This is a genomic window from Bacillus sp. MYb78, from assembly GCF_002975115.1.
Lineage (GTDB): Bacteria > Bacillota > Bacilli > Bacillales > Bacillaceae_G > Bacillus_A > Bacillus_A cereus.
This window is the reverse complement of the sequence record NZ_PCOB01000013.1, coordinates 1-20712: the sequence shown is the minus strand read 5'-3', so window position 1 is coordinate 20712 and position 20712 is coordinate 1. Positions and strand designations below refer to the sequence as shown.

The following is a 20712-nucleotide window of genomic DNA, read 5'->3' as shown; positions in this document are numbered from 1 at the left end:
GTTCACTCCAATCTGTTGGAATAATAGCTATTATTTTTTGTTTTTGTAGTAGTTGTAATCACAATATTCAAGTGATTTTGGATCTACATAACTTAAGTGGTGACTAGAGAATGTCATACGACCAACTACACCAGGTTTAACAATTTCGTTGTACTTAGCTTCTGTTAGTTTAGGAGCAGTTTCTTGTACTTCTTTAACCCACTTGTCATATTTCTCTTTAGTTTTCGCTTCAACTTCGAACTCCATGTGTGTGAATCCTTCACCAGAGAAGTTCGCACTACGGCCTAGGTAAGAACCTGGCTTGTCAGCTTGTAAATAAAGATCCATAATCATGCCATCCATTGTGTACTTCATACCACCAAGTTCTGGTACCCAGAAAGCATTCATTGGGCCGACAGAAGTCAGTTTGAATTGAATTGGTACACCAGCTGGGATGTTTAAATAGTTAACGGTTTCAATTTTTTCCTCTGGGTAACTGAATAACCATTTCCAGTTTGCAGATGTAACATAAATTTCAACTGGTTTAATATGTTTGGACTCTTTCGGAACCTCTTCCGAAGCATAAGTTGCTTTTACTGTTGGAATCGATAATGCGATAACGATAATAACAGGAACAAGCGTCCAAATAATTTCTAGTAATGTGTTACCGTGTTGTTCAGGTGGCTCATAGTCCATATTCTCTGGTTTTTCACGATAACGAATCAAGATGACTGTAAACAGAATGAATACAATTGCGATAATTAATGACATAAGCAAGAATGACCAAACAATTAAATCATACTGTGCTTTTGCAACAGGTCCTTGCGGATTTAATACTGCGAGTTTTTTATCACAGCCACCGAGGAACAGAAGTAATGATAACGGAAGAAGCGAAGCCAACTTCCAAAACGCTTTCTTTAGTTGCACGATTGAAAATCTCCTTTCTCCTTGGATTGAAACTATGCCAATAAAACAATATAAACCTATTAATTTATAGAAGGCAATAGTTTTTGATATATTGTTAAAAAATAGACACAAATGCACACTTTTTAAGGTGAATATCATTTGTAACTTGATTACATTGTAAACTATTTTCCAGAGAAAAACGTGATTGTGAAAATTTTAAGATAAATAAAGTTATACCAGGATATCCAAGAAATAGAAAAAAGCTATCTTATCATAAGAAAGATAGCTGAATATTTCGTATATTTAGTTTATTTCTTGTGTGACAGTTCGTGGCTGTTCAATTGTGACAACTTTTTTATATTTAACTTGGTATAAAATGTAACAAATAATCATAAATGGAATGCCACAATAAAGAGCAATTCTTTGATCTGGAATGAAAGCCAAACTAACAAATGTAATGAAATTAAGTGAGAACGCTACGATTGGAACTAGCGGATAGAGCGGTGTACGATATTTTAAATCATTTATGTCGCCACCATTTTTCACGAAATTTCTACGGAAGAAAAACTGTGAAGCGGCGATTGACATCCACACGACAACAGCAGCCATCGCTGCAATAGATGTTAAAACTAGAAAGACAGTATCTGCCGCAAATACACTTGTTAATAAGGAAAGGCTAGCGAAAATTAGGCTGAAAATTAATGCATTTAGCGGTACACCTTTTTTAGTTAATTTCGTAAATGCTGGACTTGCCATTCCTTGTTTTGCCATCGCCCACAGCATACGAGAATTTGCGTATAGACCAGAGTTAGCAACGGATAATACAGCTGTAATAATAACGAAGTTCATAATGTCTGCTGCATATGGGACACCGGCTACATCAAATACAAGTACAAAGGGACTTTCGACTAGATTAGCCTCTTGCCACGGGAGTAAACCTACAACAACTGATATCGCTAAGACGAAGAAGAAGAGAGTTCGCCAAATTGTATTTTTGATTGCTTTTGGAATTGTTTTTTCAGGATTTTCACTTTCTCCTGAAGCGATTCCGATTAATTCTGTTCCTTGGAAGGAGTAATTTACTGTAATCATCGTAAGAAGAACAGCTAATGCACCGTTTGGAAATAGCCCGCCATTTTCAGTGAAATTATGAAGCATTGGAGCTGGCTTTCCATTAAAGTCTAGTAGACCGAACATAACAGCGCCACCAAGTACGATGAAAATAACAATTGTTGCGACTTTTACACTTGCGAACCAAAACTCTGCTTCTGCATATGCTTTTGCTGATAAAGCGTTTACGAGGAAGAGCGCTGCTGCAAATGTAACGCACCAAATCCATGAAGAAACGTCTGGAAACCAGCGTTTCATTAAAATACTTACAGTTGTTAACTCTACGCCAACTGTAACAGCCCAATTTAGCCAATACATCCAACCGACAACAAATCCAAAACCAGGTGAAATGAATTTGCTTGCATAGCTTTGGAATGAACCTGCTTCTGGCATAGCAACGGATAATTCACCAAGACATAACATCGTTAAATACATAACAAATCCACCGACTAAAAATGCAAGAATAGCACCACCAGGTCCGGCATTATGGACAATTTGACCAGATCCCATAAATAGCCCGGTTCCGATAACACCACCGAGTGCAATCATAAATAGGTGTCTACTTTTCATTGTTCGTTTTAAATCTGTTTGTTCAATTTGTTGATTCATATGCCCCTCACCCCGTATTTTCTTGAATGTGTGAACTTCGTTTTATTCTGAGTTTTTAATCATTAGTGGGGGATGCAACACACACTCGGTTTATTTACTATGAAATGAATGGAGTATGTAAAAAAACGAACTATGACTAAATACTCTAAGAATGTTTGTTAACATGGTGATATCTTCACCATGTTAACAATTTTGATTTTAGCAAAATATTCTGGAAATGTATATTTATTTTTCTTTTTATTAAAAATAATTAGAATTTTTACAATTAATTCTATGAACGATAATTCACATGATCTTTCTAGCAAACTAGTAAGAAGAAGGGTACAATGATAAGAGTTGTGTCTGTAAAATAATAATTAATGGAGTTTTGTTTATAATGAAAAAGTTAAAATATCTTTTTGTTTTTGGGATTATACTTGCTGCTGCATTTTTTATAGGAAAAGATAAAATTATGCAAAAGGCGCAAGTTCTACGCTTAGAGTTTCTATCTGAAATGAAAGAAGCAGCTATGATTGAGGATGTTCCGTTTATTAAACAATTACCAGAATTACCTCGAGGATGTGAAGTGACAAGTTTAGCTATGTTGTTGCAATATAAAGGTGTACAAGTAGATAAGATGCAACTTGCTAGCGAAATTCATCGCGTTCCATTTGAACAAAATGGCGTACGGGGAAATCCTTACGAAGGGTTTGTTGGAAATATTTATACAAAGGCAGAGCCTGGATATGGTGTATATAATCAACCGATTTTTAATTTGGCAGAAAAATATGTTCCTGAAAAAGTAATTAATTTAACAGGTAGAGACATGCAAGATATATATAAAGTAATTAGTTCTGGTTCTCCGGTATGGGTCATTATTAATACGACGTTTAAGCCGCTAGCTGAAAGTAGTTTTGAAACATGGAATACGAGTTCAGGTGAAGTGAAAATTACATATTATGAGCATAGTGCAGTAGTAATTGGATATGATCAAAACTTTGTATATGTAAATGATCCTCTTAAAAATAATCCGCGTTTGGCTGTTCCGCGAGCAGAATTTGAGAAAGCTTGGGAGCAAATGGGAAAACAAGCAATTACTATTTTATAATAATGAAAAAGTCATCTTTTGGGTGGCTTTTTCTTTTTGGATTATTATTGCGGAAAATTCAGAAGATTCTTTTAAAAGTTAACAATTCACGTTATAATAACATTTAACTTGGTGAAGAAGGAGTGAAGGGGTATGGATGTTGCAAAGGAATTTGTTTTGTCAAAAAATCAGTTAGTTGAGTGGAGAAGGCATTTTCATAAGTATCCAGAGTTATCTTTTCAAGAAGAAAAAACATCGCAGTTTGTGTTCGATATACTTCGGAAATTCCCATATTTAGAAGTGTCACGGCCGACTAAATATAGTGTGATGGCAAAGTTAGTAGGTAAACATCCGGGCAAAACAGTTGCGGTTCGAGCCGATATGGATGCTCTTCCTATTCATGAAGAAAATGAGTTTAATTTTATTTCTACATATAAAGGTGTAATGCATGCATGTGGTCATGATGGACATATAGCGATATTACTTGGGGTTGTACATAAGTTAGTAGAAGAAAGAGAGAAGATTAAAGGGGAGATTCGTTTTCTATTCCAACATGCTGAAGAAAATTTCCCTGGTGGTGCAGAGGAGATGGTTGCTGCAGGTGTAATGGAAGGTGTGGATTATATTATTGGTGCTCACCTTTGGGCGTCGTTAGAGGTTGGGAAAATAGGCGTTATTTATGGTCCTGCAATGGCTGCACCAGATGTTTTTAAAATTAAGATAGAGGGAAAAGGTGGACATGCTGGAATCCCTCATGAAACGGTGGATAGTATTGCGATCGGAACACAAGTCGTTTCGCAACTTCAGCAAATTGTATCTCGCCTCACGAATCCATTAGATTCTCTCGTAATATCTGTTACACAATTTCATGCGGGGACAACTCATAATGTAATACCAGAGCAAGCGGAGATTGAAGGGACAGTGAGAAGTTTAAGACATGAATTACGAGGTGAAACAGAGAAGAAGATTGAGCGGATTGTGAAGTATATTACGGAATCTTACGGAGCGAAATATACATTTTCATATGAATATGGATATCGACCAGTTGTAAATGACTACGAAGCTACAGATCTTATTGAACAAACGGCATTACAACTTTATGGAAGGGATAGAGTTGTTCGTTTACAGCCGACGATGGCTGGAGAAGATTTTTCAGCGTTTTTACAAAAGGCACCGGGGACATTCTTTTTTATCGGAGCGGGAAATAAAGAGAAAGGTATTATATATCCTCACCATCACCCTCGTTTTACGATTGACGAAGATGCATTACCGATTGGAGTGGAAGTCTTTGTATCAGCCATTATGAATTTTATAAGTAAAGGAGAATGAGATGAAGAAAATACACATCCTAGCGCTTATTCCAGTTCTTTGTTTAGTAGTTGGGCCAATATTTGCGAATTCGGTTACTCCTTACGTATTAGGGATGCCCTTTTTATTATTTTGGGTATTATTATCAGTGTTTATTACATCTCTTTGTATGGGGCTTGTGTACGTGTTTGATCCTGCTAATAAGGAGGATGTAAAATGACTGCATTACTTATTATTATTTTATTTTTGTTTCTCGCACTATTTTTAGGGATTCGGGCACAACATGGAAAAGATATGAATTTAGAGCAATGGTCAGTTGGAGGAAGAGGGTTTGGCACTATTTTTGTTTTTCTCCTTATGGCAGGTGAAATTTATACGACGTTTACATTTTTAGGAGGAAGCGGCTGGGCATATAGTAAAGGCGCACCTACCTTTTATATTTTAGGCTATGGCGCTTTAGCTTATCTTTTATCGTATTTTTTATTACCACCGATTTGGAAGTATGCAAAAGAGCATAACCTTGTTTCGCAGTCGGATTTTTTTGCGAAGAAATACAGAAGTAAGGCGCTTGGACTTATTGTTTCAATTGTTGGTGTTGTTTCCATCATCCCATATCTTGTTTTACAGTTAAAGGGACTGGGAATTATCGTTTCAGAAGCGTCTTACGGAAGGGTATCACCTGTTGTTGCGGTTTGGATTGGTGCCATTGTTATAACTATATATGTAATGGTTTCAGGTATACACGGTTCAGCTTGGACGGCTGCTTTGAAGGATATTATGATACTGTTTATCGTTATGTTTTTAGGTATATATTTACCGTATCATTATTATGGAGGATTTCAGCCGATGTTTGAAGCTGTAGAAGCAGCGAAACCAGGATTTTTATCTTTACCTGAAGAAGGAATGAGTATTTCTTGGTTTGTTTCTACTATTATATTAACGGCCCTCGGTTTCTATATGTGGCCTCATACATTTGCTTCTGCTTTTTCTGCAAAAAATGAAAAAGTATTTTGTAAAAATGCAGCAATTATGCCATTGTATTCTTTAGTGTTACTCTTCGTATTTTTCGCAGGGTTTGCTGCTATATTGCAAGTTCCTGGGTTAAAGGGAGCGGATGTAGATCTTTCGTTAGTCCGTCTTGCTTTACAAACTTTTGATCCTTGGTTTATTGGGATTATTGGTAGTGCGGGAGTATTAACGGCATTGGTTCCAGGCTCTATGCTTGTTATGGCGGCTTCTACACTGTTAGCAAAAAATATTTATCGAACGATTGTTCCATCTGCTTCAGATAGACAAGTTGCTAAGATGGCAAAATTATTTGTGCCTGTAGTAACGCTCGTGGCAGTTTTATTTACATTTAAAGGAGGGGAAACAATAGGAGCGCTTCTCTTAATGGGGTACAGTATCGTTACGCAACTTTTCCCTGCACTTGTATGTAGCTTGTTTCCACGCCAAATTGTTACGAAGCAAGGAGCGATTGCAGGAGTGGGAGTTGGGCTGTTAGTGGTCGCATATATTACCTTATCTGGCTCAACTATAGCTACGATGTTTCCGAGTTTTCCGCAGTATATAAAAGATTTGAATGTGGGCATAGTCGCATTGTTAATTAATATGATTGTGATGTTTGTAGTTAGTGGATTTACAAAAGGTGTATTTATAAAGAAAAACACTACAATAGTAGAAAAGTAATTCGTTTATTGGAGCTATCTTTGCAAAGAGATAGCTCTTTTTTGTATATATTTTCTTCTATTAGCGGAATCTAACTAAAAACTTGTTGAAAAGGAAGTTAGGTGGGGAAATTGTTAGAGCTTGAAGGTAACTTATTTGAAGTTATGAAAGAAATTAGGGATGAGTTAGGTTCACCTAATGATTTAACAATTAGAGAAGTTGCTCTTGCTGGGAGTTTTACACGTTGTGCGGTTGTGTTTTTATGTGGATTGACAGATAAGGATAATGTTTATAAATATGTCATTCGCACACTGCAATACGAAGAAATTATAAATGAGGAAGCTGTTGTTCAAACGTTATTGGATCGTTTTATTTCTATCGCAGAAGTGGGTGTAAAGAAGAAGTTTCCAGATATTATGAATGCGATATTAGCGGGAGATACAGTTATATTAATTGATAATATTCAAACCGCTATCGTTATTAATAGTAGAGCTTGGGAGAAGAGAAGTTTAGAACCACCAGTGACAGAAGATTTAATACGCGGACCGAGAGTTGGATTAAATGAAGATATTAATGTGAATAAAATGTTAATCCGACGCGGTTTACGTGATCCAAAGTTGAGGTTCCAATCTTATATTATGGGGAAGCGATCGCAGAAAGAAGTAACCCTAGTATATATAGAGGATATTATTAATCCTCACATTGTAAAAGAGTTAGATCGCCGTCTTCAATCAATAGTGACAGATGTCGTTTTGGAAACAGGTACGATTGAACAATTAATTCAGGATAATAATTTATCCCCATTTCCACAATTTTTGAATACGGAGAGGCCTGATAATATTATAGCCTCATTAGCGAAAGGGAAGGCGGCCATTTTAGTAGATGGATCCCCGTTTGCTCTTATCGCGCCACTCGTATTTGTTGATATTTTTCAATCTGTAGAAGATCATTACGAGCGCTGGGTGATTGGAACGTTATTAAGATTTTTACGTATGGGTTCAGGTATAATTGCGGTTTTGTTACCAGCTATGTATGTAGCGCTTGTATCTTACCATCAAGGACTTATTCCTTCTAAACTGGCTTATTCAATTGCGGGTGCGAGGGAAGGTGTTCCGTTTCCAGCATATATTGAAACGTTAATGATGGCCTTGACTATGGAATTAATACGAGAAGCTGGAATCCGATTGCCGAAACCGATGGGACAAACGATAGGGATTGTAGGAGGTCTTGTAATTGGAGAAGCTGCGGTAAATGCAGGGATTGTAAATCCGTTTTTAGTTATTATTATTGCGGTTACTGCGATTGCTACGTTTTCGCTTCCTGTATATAGTATTACGATTACGTTCCGAATTTTACTTTTCGTCTTTGTATTAGCTGCAACGGCTTTTGGATTGTATGGGATCATTCTAGCTCTGATTGCACTTGCTATTCATATTACAAATTTAACAAGTGTTGGTATACCGTATACAACCCCAATTGCTCCTGCATTTTATAAAGATTGGAAAGAAGAATTTATTCGCATGCCAAAATCGATGTTGAAAGATAGACCAGAGTACTTACAAACAAAAGATTCTACAATACGTCCAAAGGAGCGAAAATAAGTGAAACCATTTGAGTATGGCGATGAAGAGATTGGATCTCGGGAAATTGGGTTTGCGGTATCATCGACCATTATTGGTATAGGGGCATTGTCTATGCCAAGAGATATCGCTAACCAAACTTTATTTTCGGACGGTTGGATTATCTTACTTTTGGGTGGATTGATTTGCGCAGTTTTAGGTTGGTTTGTGACGAGAGTAGCTATCTTATTTCCGAAACAAAATTTTGTTCAATATACGAGTGCGCATTTGACGAAGCCTGTTGCATACACAATTAGTAGTATTTTAGTATTAACGTTTGCTGCTTTGACAGCATATGAATCGCGAATGATTTCAGTTATTTCTCAAACGTATTTATTTAGTGATACACCGATACAACTACTGTCTTTCTTCTTCTTATTAGTTGTTATTTATGGAATAGCAGGATCACGAGCAGCCTTATTAAGGTTAAATGTTTTATTCTTACCTATTGTTTTAATTGCAATAGTACTTCTTTCTTTATTGAATATAAATTTAATGGAAATAAATAATTTACTACCAGCTTTTCAAACGAAAGTAAGTCAATATGCTGTTGGAGTTAAAAATTCTATTTTTACGTTTATTGGATTTGAAGTAGCTTTATTTTATGCGGTGTTGCTAAATGATAAGACAGCGAAAAAAGCGCCAATGGCAGTCGCGAAAGCGGTGATGGTAAACGTACTGTCATACATTTTAATTTATGTAACTTGTATTAGCGTTTTTACTTATATGACAACACGTGGATTGACATATCCAACAATTGAATTAGGGAAAGAAATTGAAATTGGGGGAGGATTTTTAGAAAGGTTTGATGCGATTTTTTTTACGACTTGGATTATTACAATTTATAACACTACAGCAATGTATTATGACGTCGCATCTTTATTGTTTTGTGCTATGTTTCCGAAAGTGAAGAAACATATTTTTATTTTCGTAAGTGCCCCTATTATTTTTATGGTGAATATGATACCTAGTAGTTTGAATACTTTATCAAGTTATGGGACTTATTTAGCTTGGATAGATATGGGGTTTGTTGTGTTAGCTCCTTTGCTCGTTTTAATTATATATAAAATAAAAAGAAGGAATGGTGGCAATGAAACACCTTCTTAAAATTATAATGGTTATGGCTTTAACTGGATTTATGAGTGGGTGTTCTGAGTTAGAAGAGATAGAAGAAAGAGGATTTGTAGTAGGAGCGGCTTACGATATCGTGAAGGAGAAGAAAGCGAATCCAATTATGAAAGGGACCTATCAGATGGTACTCCCTAGTAAAGTGTCTCAACAGGGCGGACAAGGGGGTGGGGATAGCGAAAATTATATTAATGTTAGTGCAAAAGCAGATAGTGTATTTGAACAAATAAGAATAATCGCAAAAAAAATTAGTCGTACATTATTTTTCCCTCATATACAGGTGATTATTTTCTCTGAAGAATTACTTTCACATCCATACATTTTACAAAATACGTTAGATGTATATATTCGCGATCATGAGATGAGAAGAAATATTCGTTTGTTCGTTTCTAATAAAAATGCCGAAGCTATTTTAAAACAAAGTGCCAAGCCTGAAAATTTACCGGCGCAGTATATTGATATGTTAGCTGAACACCCTCCGAAAAATGCCCAAATGATTGAGGCTGCAAGAATTGGTGAGGTGCAGGAAAAGATGATCTCTAACCGAAGTTTTGTATTGCCTATTCTGGAACTAACAAAGCAAGGAGTACAAATGAACGGTGCAGCATTGTTTCGTGGAAAGGATAATAAGTGTGTAGGCAATTTGAGTGGGGAAGAAACATTAGGGATGAATTATATAATAGGTAAAAAAATTGGAGGTTTTTTTACCATCCGTAAAAAGAATCAACTTATTACATATGAAATTCATAAGTTACGTCGAAAAATTAAAGTATCCACAACGAATGCTACAAAACCGAAATTTAATATTCATTTATTTCTGGAAGGTACAATAGCTGAGTTGCACTTTAGTGATCATAAAAAGGTTTTGAATGAAAAGCGTTTAGAGAAGGATATATCGGAAGAAATGGAGGAGCGTATTCAAAAATCGATTAAGCTTGTTCAAAAAAAATATAAGGTAGATGTATTAGAGTTAGGGGAAGTGTATAAGAGACATAATTATAAAGAATGGACAAAAATAAGTAAGAATTGGGATCAAGGCGAAAATTACTTTAGTAATGCTGAAATTACTGTTCACGTTCATCCAACAATTGAACATTCAGGTTCAGCTTTACCGAAAAGAGTGAAATAAGGTGATGAAAGTTGTTTACTGGATTAGGAATTAGTTGCACGATATTAATGGCGGTGCTGCCGGGGGCTATTTATTTCATTCATAAAAAACTCACAACGTATGGAGCGCAGCCGTGGAATACTGATGTACAAAAAAAGAAACCTGAATGATTTTCAGGTTTCTTTCGGGCAAAGCATATGTGAAGGGGGATGCCTTCTATGTATGCTTTGTTTTATACAAGCCCTAACCAATGTACCAATTGTGTAGAGAGGAATGTAACAACAATGGCGATAACGGTAGGGATTGCAAACGATAAGAATGTCCATTTTGCACTTTTTGTTTCTTTGTATATGTTAACCAGTGTTGTTCCACACGGGAAATGAAGAAGTGAGAACAACATTGTGTTTAACGCTGTTAACCAAGTCCAACCATTTTCTAGGAATAGATTTTTAATTTGATTAAAATCATCTATTTCAGTTAAAGCCCCAGTTGATAAGTAAGACATTAATAAAATTGGGATTACAATTTCATTAGCGGGTAGTCCAAGAATGAATGCAGCTAGAATAAACCCGTCAAGTCCTAACATTTTAGCAAATGGATCTAGGAAATTTACAAAATACATAAGTAAGCTTGTGTCACCGATAAAAATATTAGCAAGTAACCAAGTTAATGCAGCTGCAGGGGCAGCAACAACTATAGCTCGTTTTAAAACGTAGATTGATTTATCGAGTGTTGCGCGAACAATTGTATTCCAAACTTTTGGCTTGCGGTACGGAGGTAACTCCAGTGTGTAGTGAGTTGGAACCCCTTTTAAGGCTGTTTTTGATAGTACCCAAGAAACAGTTAATGTCATAATAACACCAATTACAACCATTCCAACTACAACGCCAGCAGTAACCAATGTTTGCATACTGCCTGTATAACCAGCAGCCATAAATAGTGAAGCCATTAAAATTAACATAGGCCAGCGACCGTTACAAGGAACGAAGTTGTTCGTTAAAATTGCTAGCATACGTTCACGTGGTGATTCAATGATACGTGTTGACATAATGGCTGCTGCATTACAACCAAATCCCATTGCCATTGTTAAAGATTGTTTCCCGTGTGCGCCGGATCGTTTGAATAAGCGGTCCATATTAAACGCGACACGTGGTAAGTATCCGTAGTTTTCTAATAGCGCGAACATAGGGAAAAAGATTGCCATAGGTGGTAACATAACGCTAATAACAGCACCGATACCACGGAACAAACCAAGTATTAAAATGCCATGTAACCATTCAGGTGCATGCGCTGCTTGGAACCAAGATGTTAAATATCCTTCGGCCCATCCGAAGAATTCGGCAATCATATCAGATGGTACGTTAGCGCCTGCAATTGTAAGATAAAAAATAATAGATAAAATACCGAGCATAATTGGGAATCCCCAGATTGGAGATGTGAAAATTTTATCTAGTTTTTCGGAACGATATAATTTATCAGTATTTGTATATTGGACAGATTCTTTACATATGCTTGCAGATGTTCGGTAAATATCTCCGACTATATCATCTCGTATATCTTCTTTTGAAAGTGTTTGTGCATGTTGAATAATATAGTCTAATGGAAGAGCTTTACTGGCTGAGTGAGATTCCATTAATTACGACCTCCCTTACAAGTGGTTCATTATGGTGTTTTTGAAGTGTAGTTAAGAAATTTTTATCTCCATCTAATATACGTAACGCAATCCAACGTGCTGGATACGTATCACCGAACACTTTATAAATTTGTGGTTCTAATTCCTGAATCATATTTTCGATTTTTTCGCTGTAAGTAATTTTAATTGGTGTTGGAATTAGTTTTTTATTTGCTACTTTTGCAATAACATTTAGCAAATGACCAATACCTACTCGGTTACGTGCTGAAATTTTAACGACAGGTACACCAAGTGATTTTGCTAATTTCTTTTCATCGATAACAATCCCTTTTTTCTCGGCTTCATCAATTAAGTTAATGCAAATGACTACATTATTTGTCATCTCCATCACCTGGAGTGCTAAATTTAAATTTCTTTCCATAGCAGTTGCGTCTATGACAACTACAGTTACTTCTGGTTTTTCGAATATAATATAATCCCTCGCTACTTCTTCGTCTGCGGAATTTGAGTATAGTGAGTAAGTTCCAGGTAAATCTATTAATGTATAATTACTTCCGTTATGTTCATATTCTCCTTCAGCTTTTAAAACAGTTTTTCCCGTCCAGTTTCCAGTATGTTGTTTTAAACCTGTTAAAGTATTAAATAATGTACTTTTCCCGGTATTCGGGTTACCAGCTAAAGCAATACGATGTTTGCTCATCTGAAATCATCTCCTATTAATACCCCGAAAATAAGGGAGCTTTCTTCTTTGCGCAGTGCAATAGTTGTGTTGCTCACTTGATAAGCGACCGGATCTCCAAGTGGACTGCGTTGCAATACTTTAATCGTTGCCCCTGGGATAAATCCCAAATCTAATAAACGTCGTTTCATAGTTCCTTCTAATTGTATCTTCTCAATTTGTACAAACTCCCCTGTTTTAAACTCGGAAAGGGGTTTAGTATTAGCCGATACCATAAAAGTTACCTCTTCTCTATATTTTTAGTGTTAGTTTAAAAAGTTTCCTTAGGTAAACTTTTTGTTAGTAATATAGTAGACTACATTGGATGATGCTGTCAATTAGTACTTTAAAAATATTCATTTAATTTTAGAATTGTTCCAATTTATTTAGTTGTACTAAAAAATATTACTGAAATTCTTTTTAATGTGCATAAATTAGGCGTGAAAAAGTTACAAAATACAGCGGAATTGTAAATGTAACTTTAACTAAAAGGGAAAAAGAGAGAAAAACATTTACATTGAATTTACATTGTTAAGAATAAATTTACATTACAGCATAGTTAGTGTGGTTTTTGTTTGCTTCTTTAACTACAAATGTTGGGATTCCTAGCTTTTGAGGATGATTATCGTCATTTACTTAAAATTAAAAATTGCTTAACACTCACATAATATTGTTGTCCTACAATGAATTTGTGTTCGAAAGAAAATGAATTCGAAAAGTGATAATCCAAATGGGGGTACAAGACATGGTTATGAAAAAAGGTATTAAATTTTCTTTAGCAGCTTTAGTGGTAGCAGGAGCATTAGTTGGGTGTGGGAAAGCAGAAGATACAACTAGTAAAGAAACTGCTAAAGGAAGCGATAATACAAAACAAGAATTATCAGGTACGATTGCAGCAGCTGGTTCTACAGCTCTTCTACCTCTTGCGGAGGAAGCTGGAAAGAAATTCATGGAGAAAAATTCAAAAGTTTCTATTCAAGTTCAAGGTGGCGGTAGTGGAACTGGGATTAACCAAGTAGCATCTGGTGCAGTACAAATTGGTAATTCAGATGTTCCGTCTGGAGATAAAATAAAAGATGCTGAAAAGGCGAAAGAATTAGTAGATAACAAGGTAGCGGGTATTGCATTCGCTCTTGTCGTAAATAAAGATGTAAAAGTTGATAACTTAACAGTGCAACAAGTACAAGATATCTTCACTGGAAAAGTAACAAACTGGAAAGAAGTAGGCGGAAAAGATGAAAAAATCAACGTAATTAATCGTCCGGCTTCATCTGGTACACGTGCTACATTTGAAAAAACGATTATGAAAGACGCGAAAATTAATGATGGAACTGGTACAACACAAGATTCTAACGGTGCAGTAGAGCAAGCTATTAATTCTACTCCAGGTTCAGTAAGCTATTTAGCGATGTCTTACATGGTTGGAGATAAAAAAGGTGCACTACAAACAGTGAAAATTGATGGTGCTGAACCGAAAGTTGAAAACATTGCGTCTGGTAAATATCCATTCTGGTCTTACGAGTATATGGTAACAAAAGGTGAAGCGAAAGAAGCAACAAAAGCTTACATCGATTATGTAAAAGGTAAAGACTTTGAAAAGCAAGTAGAAGATATGGGCTACATTCCAATGTCTAAATTAAATAAGTAATAAAGTTTTATGGGGCTGGCTGCAAGGCCAGTCCTGTTCATTTCAATCTGTGAAGTGGGGTCTGTCCTGTGATGAAGGGGAAAAAACAAATTAATTACGTAAAAAGTGAATATATAGGAAGATCACTTGTTACGTTTTGTGGTATTTTTATTGTTTTAATTACATTAGCTATTATTGCGTTTATTTGTGGTAAAGGTATTCAATCTTTTACACAAAGTGGTATCTCGTTTACTGAGATGTTAACATCGACAAAATGGAATCCAAATGCTGATCAAGGATCCTTCGGGGCTTTAATTTTCATTGTAGGTTCAACGGTGGTTTCGTTAGGTGCGGTTATTATTAGTGCACCAATTGCTATAGCTCTTGCTATATTCATGAATTTAATTTCGCCAAAGTTTGGAAATAAAGTGTTGAAGCCTGTTCTAGAATTGTTAGTTGGTATTCCTTCGGTTGTATACGGATTATTAGGTGTTACGATTTTAGTACCACTATTACGTGATTCGTTTGGGGGAGTAGGCTTTAGTTTAATTGCAGGTATTGTTGTATTAAGTATTATGATTTTACCTACTATTGCTAGTATCGCTTCTGATGCAATACGTTCTGTTCCATTTGATTATTTAGAAGCTTCTTATGGTCTAGGATCAACAAAATGGCAAGCGATTAGCCGAGTGATTGTTCCTGCTGCGAAAAAAGGGATTTTAACAGGTGTTGTTTTAGGCTTAGCGCGTGCTTTCGGTGAAGCGTTAGCGGTTCAAATGGTAATCGGGAATACGATTAAATTACCAGAAGGAATATATAGTCCGACAGCGACGTTAACTGGTATTTTAACAATGGACATGACGAATACATTGAACGGAACTGCTTGGAACAATGCGCTATGGACTTTAGCGATGATTTTACTTGTTATTTCATTCCTGTTTATTTTAGTAATTCGAGCGATTGGGCAAAGAGGTGAGCGATAATAATGAATGCAAGAACGGTAAATAAAGTTTGGACAGGTATCTTTTATGCGGTTGCGGCTTTAGTTGTAGCTTTGCTAGTGTTCTTAGTATTTGAGATTTTACAAAAGGGATGGGGATTTTGGGATCCTAATTTCTTGTTTGGAGAACCAAGCAATACAAGAGCTGGTGGTGGGATTGGTCCGCAGTTATTCAATTCCTTCTACATGCTTGTTATAACGCTTATTATATCTATTCCTCTTGGATTAGGTGCTGGAATATATTTAGCAGAGTACGCAAAACAAGGACGTTTTTTAAATTTTGTTCGTCTATGTATAGAGACGATGGCGTCTTTACCTTCTATTGTTGTTGGTTTATTTGGTTTGTTAGTGTTCGTTACAATGACAGGTTGGGGATACACAGTAATGGGTGGTGCTCTTGCTTTAACTATTTTAAATTTACCAGGTTTAACGCGTGTTTGTGAAAATGCGATTTCAGAAGTTCCTCATAATGTAAAAGAGGCAAGTCTTGGATTAGGTGCAACGAAGTGGCAAACAATCGCTCGTATTATTATCCCATCGTCATTACCACAAATTATTACAGGGATTATTTTAGCGGCGGGTCGTATATTTGGGGAAGCGGCAGCATTAATTTACACAGCGGGTTTAACATCCCCGATTTTAAATTCAGCAGCGGATTTCTCAAGTCCTGCGCATCCTTTAAATCCGTTTAGACCAGCTGAAACATTAGCGGTTCACATTTGGAAATTAAATTCTGAAGGAGTTATTCCAGATGCGAAGTTGATTGCGACAAAATCTGCAGCTGTATTAATTATTATGGTATTACTATTCAATGTTATTTCACGCTTGATAGCATCTATATTACACAAGCGCTTTACAGGAACGAAAAGAAAAAGTAAAGCAACGAAAAAGGTAAAAGCGGCATAAATTATAAAGAAGAACTCTCTATTTATAAGTAGGGGGTTCTTTTGTATTTTAATATAGAAGGAATGGATGTAATGATTGTTGAATTTGTGGTTAATTATAAAGAAGAACAGATGTAATTTAGAGAGGAGTTTTAATTTGTTTTTTCTGGAAATGTCAGGTTTTCCTGGGTCAGGAAAATCGACAGTTTCTAAGTATATAGCGAAATTAACAGGTGCTGTAATTATAGATCATGATGTTTTGAAATCCGCGTTGTTAAAATCATTAAAAGTAAAAGGAATTGAATCAACGATTGTTGGTGGGCTTGCGTATGATGCCAAATGGGTATTGATTGATTCTTATTTAGAACAAGGGCATAGTGTTATATTGGATAGTCCGTGTTTATATGAGGGAATGGTTGAAAAAGGAATTAAATTATCAACTAAACATGGTGTGAAATATAAATATATTGAGTGTTATCTTAATGATATGGAAGAGATTAATAGGAGACTGCAAACACGTAAGCGTATGATCAGTCAAATTGAAAAGGTGGAGTCGGAAGTAGGTTTTGAAAAGTGGTTAAATGGTAGTCAAAGACCTTTAAATAATGAATACCTTATTGTGGATTCTAGTAAACCTATAGAGCAATATGTGGAAAAAATGATGGATTATATGACTAAGTAGAGAAAAGACGTTATCTTCATTTGTGAAGATAACGTCTTTTGTTTTTAAATATCAGGTGTTTCTGTAGAAGTGCTTATTTTCCTACGGGAGCGTCTTTTTCTCCCGATTTTATCTAATAGTTCATACATAACTGGAACGACTACTAATGTAAGAACAGTCGAGACTGCCAAACCGCCGATGACAACGACGGCTAAACTTTTTGATACCATACTTCCTGCTTGGGATTGGCCAAATAGGAGTGGGAGCATAGCGACGATTGTTGTAATAGCTGTCATAATAATTGGGCGTAGTCTAGTAGAACCTGCTTCAAGTAAGGCTTCTCTAGTTTCCATTCCGTGGTCCCGATTTTGTTGGACTCTTTCTATTAATACAATAGCGTTTGTAACAACAATCCCGATTAACATTAATGCGCCAATCAAGGAATTTATATCAACAGGTGTTCTTGAGATGATTAATCCTAAAATACCACCGACAGCAGCTAACGGTAAGGAGAATAGGATTGCAAAAGGAGCGCGTGCTTGCCCGAAGGTGATAACCATAATTAAATATACAATCCCGATTGCAATCCCCATAATTTTGAATAAATCTGTAAAATTCTCTTGCATAGATTCAGTAGCTCCTGCGATATTTACTTTTGAACCGCTAGGTAAATCTAAGTCAGTTATCGCTTTATTTACTGCTGTGTTTACTTTACTCAAATCTTCATTTGAAGCTTCGGCGGTAATTTGAATTGTTTCTTTTGCGTCTTTATGGAAAATTTCTGTTTGCGTTTGTTTTTCTGAAATAGTTGCGATGTCTTTTAAAGGAATTGGTCCATTAGTAGGTGATAGTATGTTTGTATTTAAAATATCTTCTTGTTTACTAATGTTTTCCTTTTTATGTTCTATCATAATAGTAGTTTTTTCATTATTAATTGTAATTTCGCCAATAGGTGACTTCTTCATAAGGAATGCTACTTGTTGCGCAGCTATTTCTGGTGTTAAACCTAGTTGCTCAGCCTTTGTTTGATCAATATGAATTTGCCATTCTTTCTTAGAGTCTTCTAAATTCGTTTTTACTTTAGAAAGATCATCCATGTTTTTTAGTTTTGTTTCGACGATAGTAGCCGCCTCTTTTAAATCCGCTTCGTTAGTAGCTGTTACGTTAAATTGTAAGTTGTTGCCGCCGCCAGAGCTTGAATAACTTGTTTTTATATAATCAAGTTCAGCAGGCTCAAAAGTTTTATTTTCCTTTTTTAACTCTTTAATATATTGATCAATATCAGAACCTTTTTTAAAGACTACAAATATACTAGCAAGGTTATTTTTAGTTGTTTGCCCCCATTGTGCATCTTCTGCGCTAGATCCCATTCGTAAAATAACGTCTGTTACATCTGAATTAGAAAGTAATTTCTTTTCGAAATCAAATGCTTTTTGTTTTTGAGCTTCAGCATTATAATCGACTGGAAATGTCATGTTAATAGATAACATTGTGTCGTCCTCAGATTTTATGTTTGCTTTCGGTAGTAATATATAGGCTGCAATTGATCCTGCAAATAATAAAAATGCAGTAAGTAGAATAATGAATTTATGAGAAAGAGACCACTTTAACGTAGCGACATATCGTGATGAAGAACTTGGCTTTCGATGCTTTGTTTTTTTGAGTAGTAAAAAAGCCATAAGTGGAACGACTGTGAGTGCAACGATTAAGGATGATAGAATAGAATATACAACTGCTAATACCATAGGTAACATTAATTTTCCGATTGCTCCTGATACGAGGCCGATAGGTAAAAAAACAGCGACCGTTGTTAAAGTAGAAGAAGTAATTGCGACGGCGACTTCTTTCGTTGCATCAAGAATAATATTTTTAGAGAAAGAATCTTTTTGTAAACGGCGGAAAATATTCTCGATGACAACGATACTATCATCGACGAGACGTCCAACCGCAACAGCTAAACCACCAAGGGTTAAAATGTTAAGTGTGATGTTAGATTGATGTAGTAAAAAGAGTGTTAATAAAATAGATAATGGAATACTGACAACAGCGATGAGTGTTGTTCGGAAGTTACGTAAAAAGATTAAGATAATTAGAGTTGCAGCGATTGCTCCAAGTATTACTTCTTTTCCCATGCTAGTAACAGCATTTTCAACTTGTTCATGGGTTGAGGCTAAAAGTTTAATGGAAAACTGATCTTTATATTCTTTATTTATCTCTTTAACTTTTTTATCAATCTCTTTTCCAATTGCAACTGCATTTTTGCTCGGTTCTTTCATGATGATTAATCCAGTGCCTTCTTCTCCGTTTATATGTGAGATTGTATCGTAGTGTTGTTTGATTTCGATTTGAGCAATGTCTTGCAATTTCACTTGGGGTACCACAGTGATGTTTTTAATGTCATTTACATTTTTTATGTCCCCAATGACGCGGAGGTTGTATTCTTCCTGATTAACAGTAATTGCCCCAGCTGGAGTAGAAGTTTCTTTTCCTTGTAAAACAGTGAGTACCTGCTGTGATGTTACGTTTTTGTTTTTTAATTGGTTCGGATCAAGTACGATAGATAATTCAGAGGTGGATTTTCCGAAAAACATAACATTAGCAACACCATCAATGTTTTCGAGTTGTGGTACGATTTCTTTTTCAATTTGTTTTTCATCTGCTTTTGAAAACCCGTTTTGTTTCTGGATAGTAATTTGGGCGAGTGGAATCATAGAAGTGTTTAGTTGACTAACTACGGGCTTGGTTACATCTTTAGGTAATTTAATTGTATTGACGGCTTTTTCGACTTCGCGTGCTGCATCTTTCATGTTTGCTTTTGATGTATACGCAATGTCGATACGTGATAATCCCTCGTATGTAGAAGAAGTAATGGTGTCGACGTGTTCTAAATTGCGAAATTGTTTTTCGAGAGGATCAGTTACATCCTTTGTCATCGTTTCAGCGTCGAGTCCTTGAGATAAGGTTGTGACGGTAATTGCTGGATTGTCGATACTTGGTAAAAATTCCATAGGTAATTTAGAGCCGGAATAAACACCGAGTATGGAAATGAGAAAAATCATGATGATAATGGCAGCTCGGTTTTTTAATGAAAACTTTGTTAACCTATCCATAAAATAATTCCTCCATTGGTTTATTTATAGTTGAGTACATCCTTTCTTACTATATAACAAAAAATGGATATTTTTCATTAATTAAATGTAAAAAAATTCTAATAATATTCTTAAGTTTATATTTGCATTGGAATTGTTTAATGTGGATGGGATTTTTTCTTACGGCTAAGTTATATCGTTATTCTATAGAAGGATAATTATTATAAACTTTAATATAGAAGAGAATGAAAACCTGGGAAGGTATTGTGAAATGCAATTTGGTTGAATGAATTGTAGTAGTATACAATCAGAATAACTATTTTTAGTAGGAAGGATAATAATTCTTTCTATAGAAGAAAGTAGGATAGATAATTTTTTTGTGTTTTTTATAAAAAACACTTGTTATTTAAAAATCATGATGGTATATTAATAAACGTCGCTGATGCGGAAACGCAGAAAACGACAAAAAAGAAATTTAAAAACTTAGTTGACATCGAAAAATGAAGATGTTAATATGATGAAGTCGCTTCTGAAGCGGCGGACAAGTTCTTTGAAAACTGAACGAAACAAACAACGTGAAACGTCAATTTTTATTTTTA

The 20712-nt window shown here is 35.6% G+C and carries 18 protein-coding genes; 12 read left to right on the top strand and 6 right to left on the bottom strand.

From position 1 onward, the window contains the following. Positions 1 to 30 precede the first annotated feature (30 nt). Positions 31 to 906: a cytochrome aa3 quinol oxidase subunit II gene (locus CQ064_RS21595; protein WP_001176165.1), complete on the bottom strand. Its 876-nt coding sequence runs from the start codon at positions 904 to 906 to the stop codon at positions 31 to 33. Between the two features lie 282 nt (positions 907 to 1188). Continuing rightward, the gene (locus CQ064_RS21590; RefSeq protein WP_001075751.1) at positions 1189 to 2604 is read right to left on the bottom strand and encodes an amino acid permease; all 1416 of its coding nucleotides are present in this window, start codon (positions 2602 to 2604) and stop codon (positions 1189 to 1191) included. 376 nt (positions 2605 to 2980) lie between these two features. On the opposite strand from CQ064_RS21590, the gene CQ064_RS21585 reads away from it, so the two are divergent. From CQ064_RS21585 to CQ064_RS33695, 8 genes are all read left to right on the top strand, one after another. Beyond that, a complete protein-coding gene (locus tag CQ064_RS21585; protein WP_000734491.1) occupies positions 2981 to 3691 on the top strand; it encodes a C39 family peptidase in 711 nt (236 codons plus the stop codon). A 132-nt stretch (positions 3692 to 3823) separates the two neighbouring features. Then, positions 3824 to 4999 (top strand): amidohydrolase, encoded by a 1176-nt coding sequence (locus tag CQ064_RS21580; protein WP_000382087.1) that lies wholly within the window; start codon positions 3824 to 3826, stop codon positions 4997 to 4999. A gap of 1 nt (position 5000) precedes the next feature. Beyond that, the gene (locus tag CQ064_RS21575; protein WP_000719836.1) at positions 5001 to 5198 is read left to right on the top strand and encodes a DUF3311 domain-containing protein; all 198 of its coding nucleotides are present in this window, start codon (positions 5001 to 5003) and stop codon (positions 5196 to 5198) included. Then, on the top strand, positions 5195 to 6667 hold the full coding sequence (locus tag CQ064_RS21570; protein ID WP_000125936.1) for a sodium:solute symporter family protein: 1473 nt from the start codon (positions 5195 to 5197) through the stop codon (positions 6665 to 6667). The genes CQ064_RS21575 and CQ064_RS21570 overlap by 4 nt, the downstream gene beginning before the upstream one ends. A 101-nt stretch (positions 6668 to 6768) precedes the next feature. After that, positions 6769 to 8247 (top strand): spore germination protein GerLA, encoded by a 1479-nt coding sequence (gerLA, locus tag CQ064_RS21565; RefSeq protein ID WP_003269520.1) that lies wholly within the window; start codon positions 6769 to 6771, stop codon positions 8245 to 8247. Next, entirely contained in the window at positions 8248 to 9372 is a 1125-nt protein-coding gene (gene gerLB / locus CQ064_RS21560) for a spore germination protein GerLB (RefSeq protein ID WP_000802006.1), read from the top strand. After that, positions 9356 to 10522, top strand: coding sequence for a spore germination protein GerLC (gene gerLC, locus CQ064_RS21555; protein ID WP_000681635.1), 1167 nt, complete (start codon positions 9356 to 9358; stop codon positions 10520 to 10522). Before gerLB ends, gerLC begins: the two co-directional genes overlap by 17 nt. 11 nt (positions 10523 to 10533) lie before the next feature. Beyond that, positions 10534 to 10671 carry a hypothetical protein gene (locus tag CQ064_RS33695; protein WP_000493991.1) on the top strand — a complete coding sequence of 46 codons (138 nt, stop codon included), beginning with the start codon at positions 10534 to 10536 and terminating at the stop codon, positions 10669 to 10671. Between the two features lie 62 nt (positions 10672 to 10733). On the opposite strand, the gene CQ064_RS21545 is transcribed toward CQ064_RS33695, so the two are convergent. From CQ064_RS21545 to CQ064_RS21535, 3 genes are read right to left on the bottom strand one after another with little or no spacing between them, the layout of a single operon-like run. Then, entirely contained in the window at positions 10734 to 12134 is a 1401-nt protein-coding gene (locus CQ064_RS21545) for a nucleoside recognition domain-containing protein (RefSeq protein ID WP_000443602.1), read from the bottom strand. After that, positions 12112 to 12834 (bottom strand): FeoB small GTPase domain-containing protein, encoded by a 723-nt coding sequence (locus tag CQ064_RS21540; protein ID WP_000033865.1) that lies wholly within the window; start codon positions 12832 to 12834, stop codon positions 12112 to 12114. Before CQ064_RS21540 ends, CQ064_RS21545 begins: the two co-directional genes overlap by 23 nt. Beyond that, positions 12831 to 13088: a FeoA family protein gene (locus CQ064_RS21535; RefSeq protein ID WP_000252989.1), complete on the bottom strand. Its 258-nt coding sequence runs from the start codon at positions 13086 to 13088 to the stop codon at positions 12831 to 12833. The genes CQ064_RS21540 and CQ064_RS21535 overlap by 4 nt, the downstream gene beginning before the upstream one ends. A gap of 509 nt (positions 13089 to 13597) precedes the next feature. Between CQ064_RS21535 and CQ064_RS21530 the strand changes: the two genes are divergently transcribed. The 4 genes from CQ064_RS21530 to CQ064_RS21515 all read left to right on the top strand — a co-directional run bounded on the left by CQ064_RS21530 (position 13598) and on the right by CQ064_RS21515 (position 17045). Next, positions 13598 to 14500: a phosphate ABC transporter substrate-binding protein PstS family protein gene (locus CQ064_RS21530; protein WP_000245112.1), complete on the top strand. Its 903-nt coding sequence runs from the start codon at positions 13598 to 13600 to the stop codon at positions 14498 to 14500. Positions 14501 to 14571: 71 nt separating this feature from the next. Further along, entirely contained in the window at positions 14572 to 15462 is an 891-nt protein-coding gene (gene pstC, locus CQ064_RS21525; RefSeq protein WP_000676676.1) for a phosphate ABC transporter permease subunit PstC, read from the top strand. 2 nt (positions 15463 to 15464) lie between these two features. Then, positions 15465 to 16385, top strand: a complete 921-nt coding sequence (pstA, locus tag CQ064_RS21520; protein WP_000994139.1) for a phosphate ABC transporter permease PstA — start codon at positions 15465 to 15467, stop codon at positions 16383 to 16385. 135 nt (positions 16386 to 16520) lie between these two features. Further along, entirely contained in the window at positions 16521 to 17045 is a 525-nt protein-coding gene (locus CQ064_RS21515) for a P-loop nucleotide/nucleoside kinase family protein (RefSeq protein WP_000465668.1), read from the top strand. Between the two features lie 44 nt (positions 17046 to 17089). On the opposite strand, the gene CQ064_RS21510 is transcribed toward CQ064_RS21515, so the two are convergent. Beyond that, positions 17090 to 20134, bottom strand: a complete 3045-nt coding sequence (locus CQ064_RS21510) for an efflux RND transporter permease subunit (protein WP_000375542.1) — start codon at positions 20132 to 20134, stop codon at positions 17090 to 17092. Positions 20135 to 20712 lie beyond the last annotated feature (578 nt).

Excerpts from the sequence above, each read along its gene's own strand:
- pstC (WP_000676676.1), top strand. The coding sequence starts at position 14,572 with ATGAAGGGGAAAAAACAAATTAATTACGTAAAAAGTGAATATATAGGA.
- CQ064_RS21510 (WP_000375542.1), bottom strand. The coding sequence starts at position 20,134 with ATGGATAGGTTAACAAAGTTTTCATTAAAAAACCGAGCTGCCATTATC.
- CQ064_RS21540 (WP_000033865.1), bottom strand. The coding sequence starts at position 12,834 with ATGAGCAAACATCGTATTGCTTTAGCTGGTAACCCGAATACCGGGAAA.
- CQ064_RS21585 (WP_000734491.1), top strand. The coding sequence starts at position 2,981 with ATGAAAAAGTTAAAATATCTTTTTGTTTTTGGGATTATACTTGCTGCT.
- CQ064_RS21545 (WP_000443602.1), bottom strand. The coding sequence starts at position 12,134 with ATGGAATCTCACTCAGCCAGTAAAGCTCTTCCATTAGACTATATTATT.
- pstA (WP_000994139.1), top strand. The coding sequence starts at position 15,465 with ATGAATGCAAGAACGGTAAATAAAGTTTGGACAGGTATCTTTTATGCG.
- CQ064_RS21530 (WP_000245112.1), top strand. The coding sequence starts at position 13,598 with ATGGTTATGAAAAAAGGTATTAAATTTTCTTTAGCAGCTTTAGTGGTA.
- CQ064_RS21570 (WP_000125936.1), top strand. The coding sequence starts at position 5,195 with ATGACTGCATTACTTATTATTATTTTATTTTTGTTTCTCGCACTATTT.
- CQ064_RS21590 (WP_001075751.1), bottom strand. The coding sequence starts at position 2,604 with ATGAATCAACAAATTGAACAAACAGATTTAAAACGAACAATGAAAAGT.
- CQ064_RS21535 (WP_000252989.1), bottom strand. The coding sequence starts at position 13,088 with ATGGTATCGGCTAATACTAAACCCCTTTCCGAGTTTAAAACAGGGGAG.
- gerLC (WP_000681635.1), top strand. The coding sequence starts at position 9,356 with ATGAAACACCTTCTTAAAATTATAATGGTTATGGCTTTAACTGGATTT.
- CQ064_RS21575 (WP_000719836.1), top strand. The coding sequence starts at position 5,001 with ATGAAGAAAATACACATCCTAGCGCTTATTCCAGTTCTTTGTTTAGTA.
- CQ064_RS21580 (WP_000382087.1), top strand. The coding sequence starts at position 3,824 with ATGGATGTTGCAAAGGAATTTGTTTTGTCAAAAAATCAGTTAGTTGAG.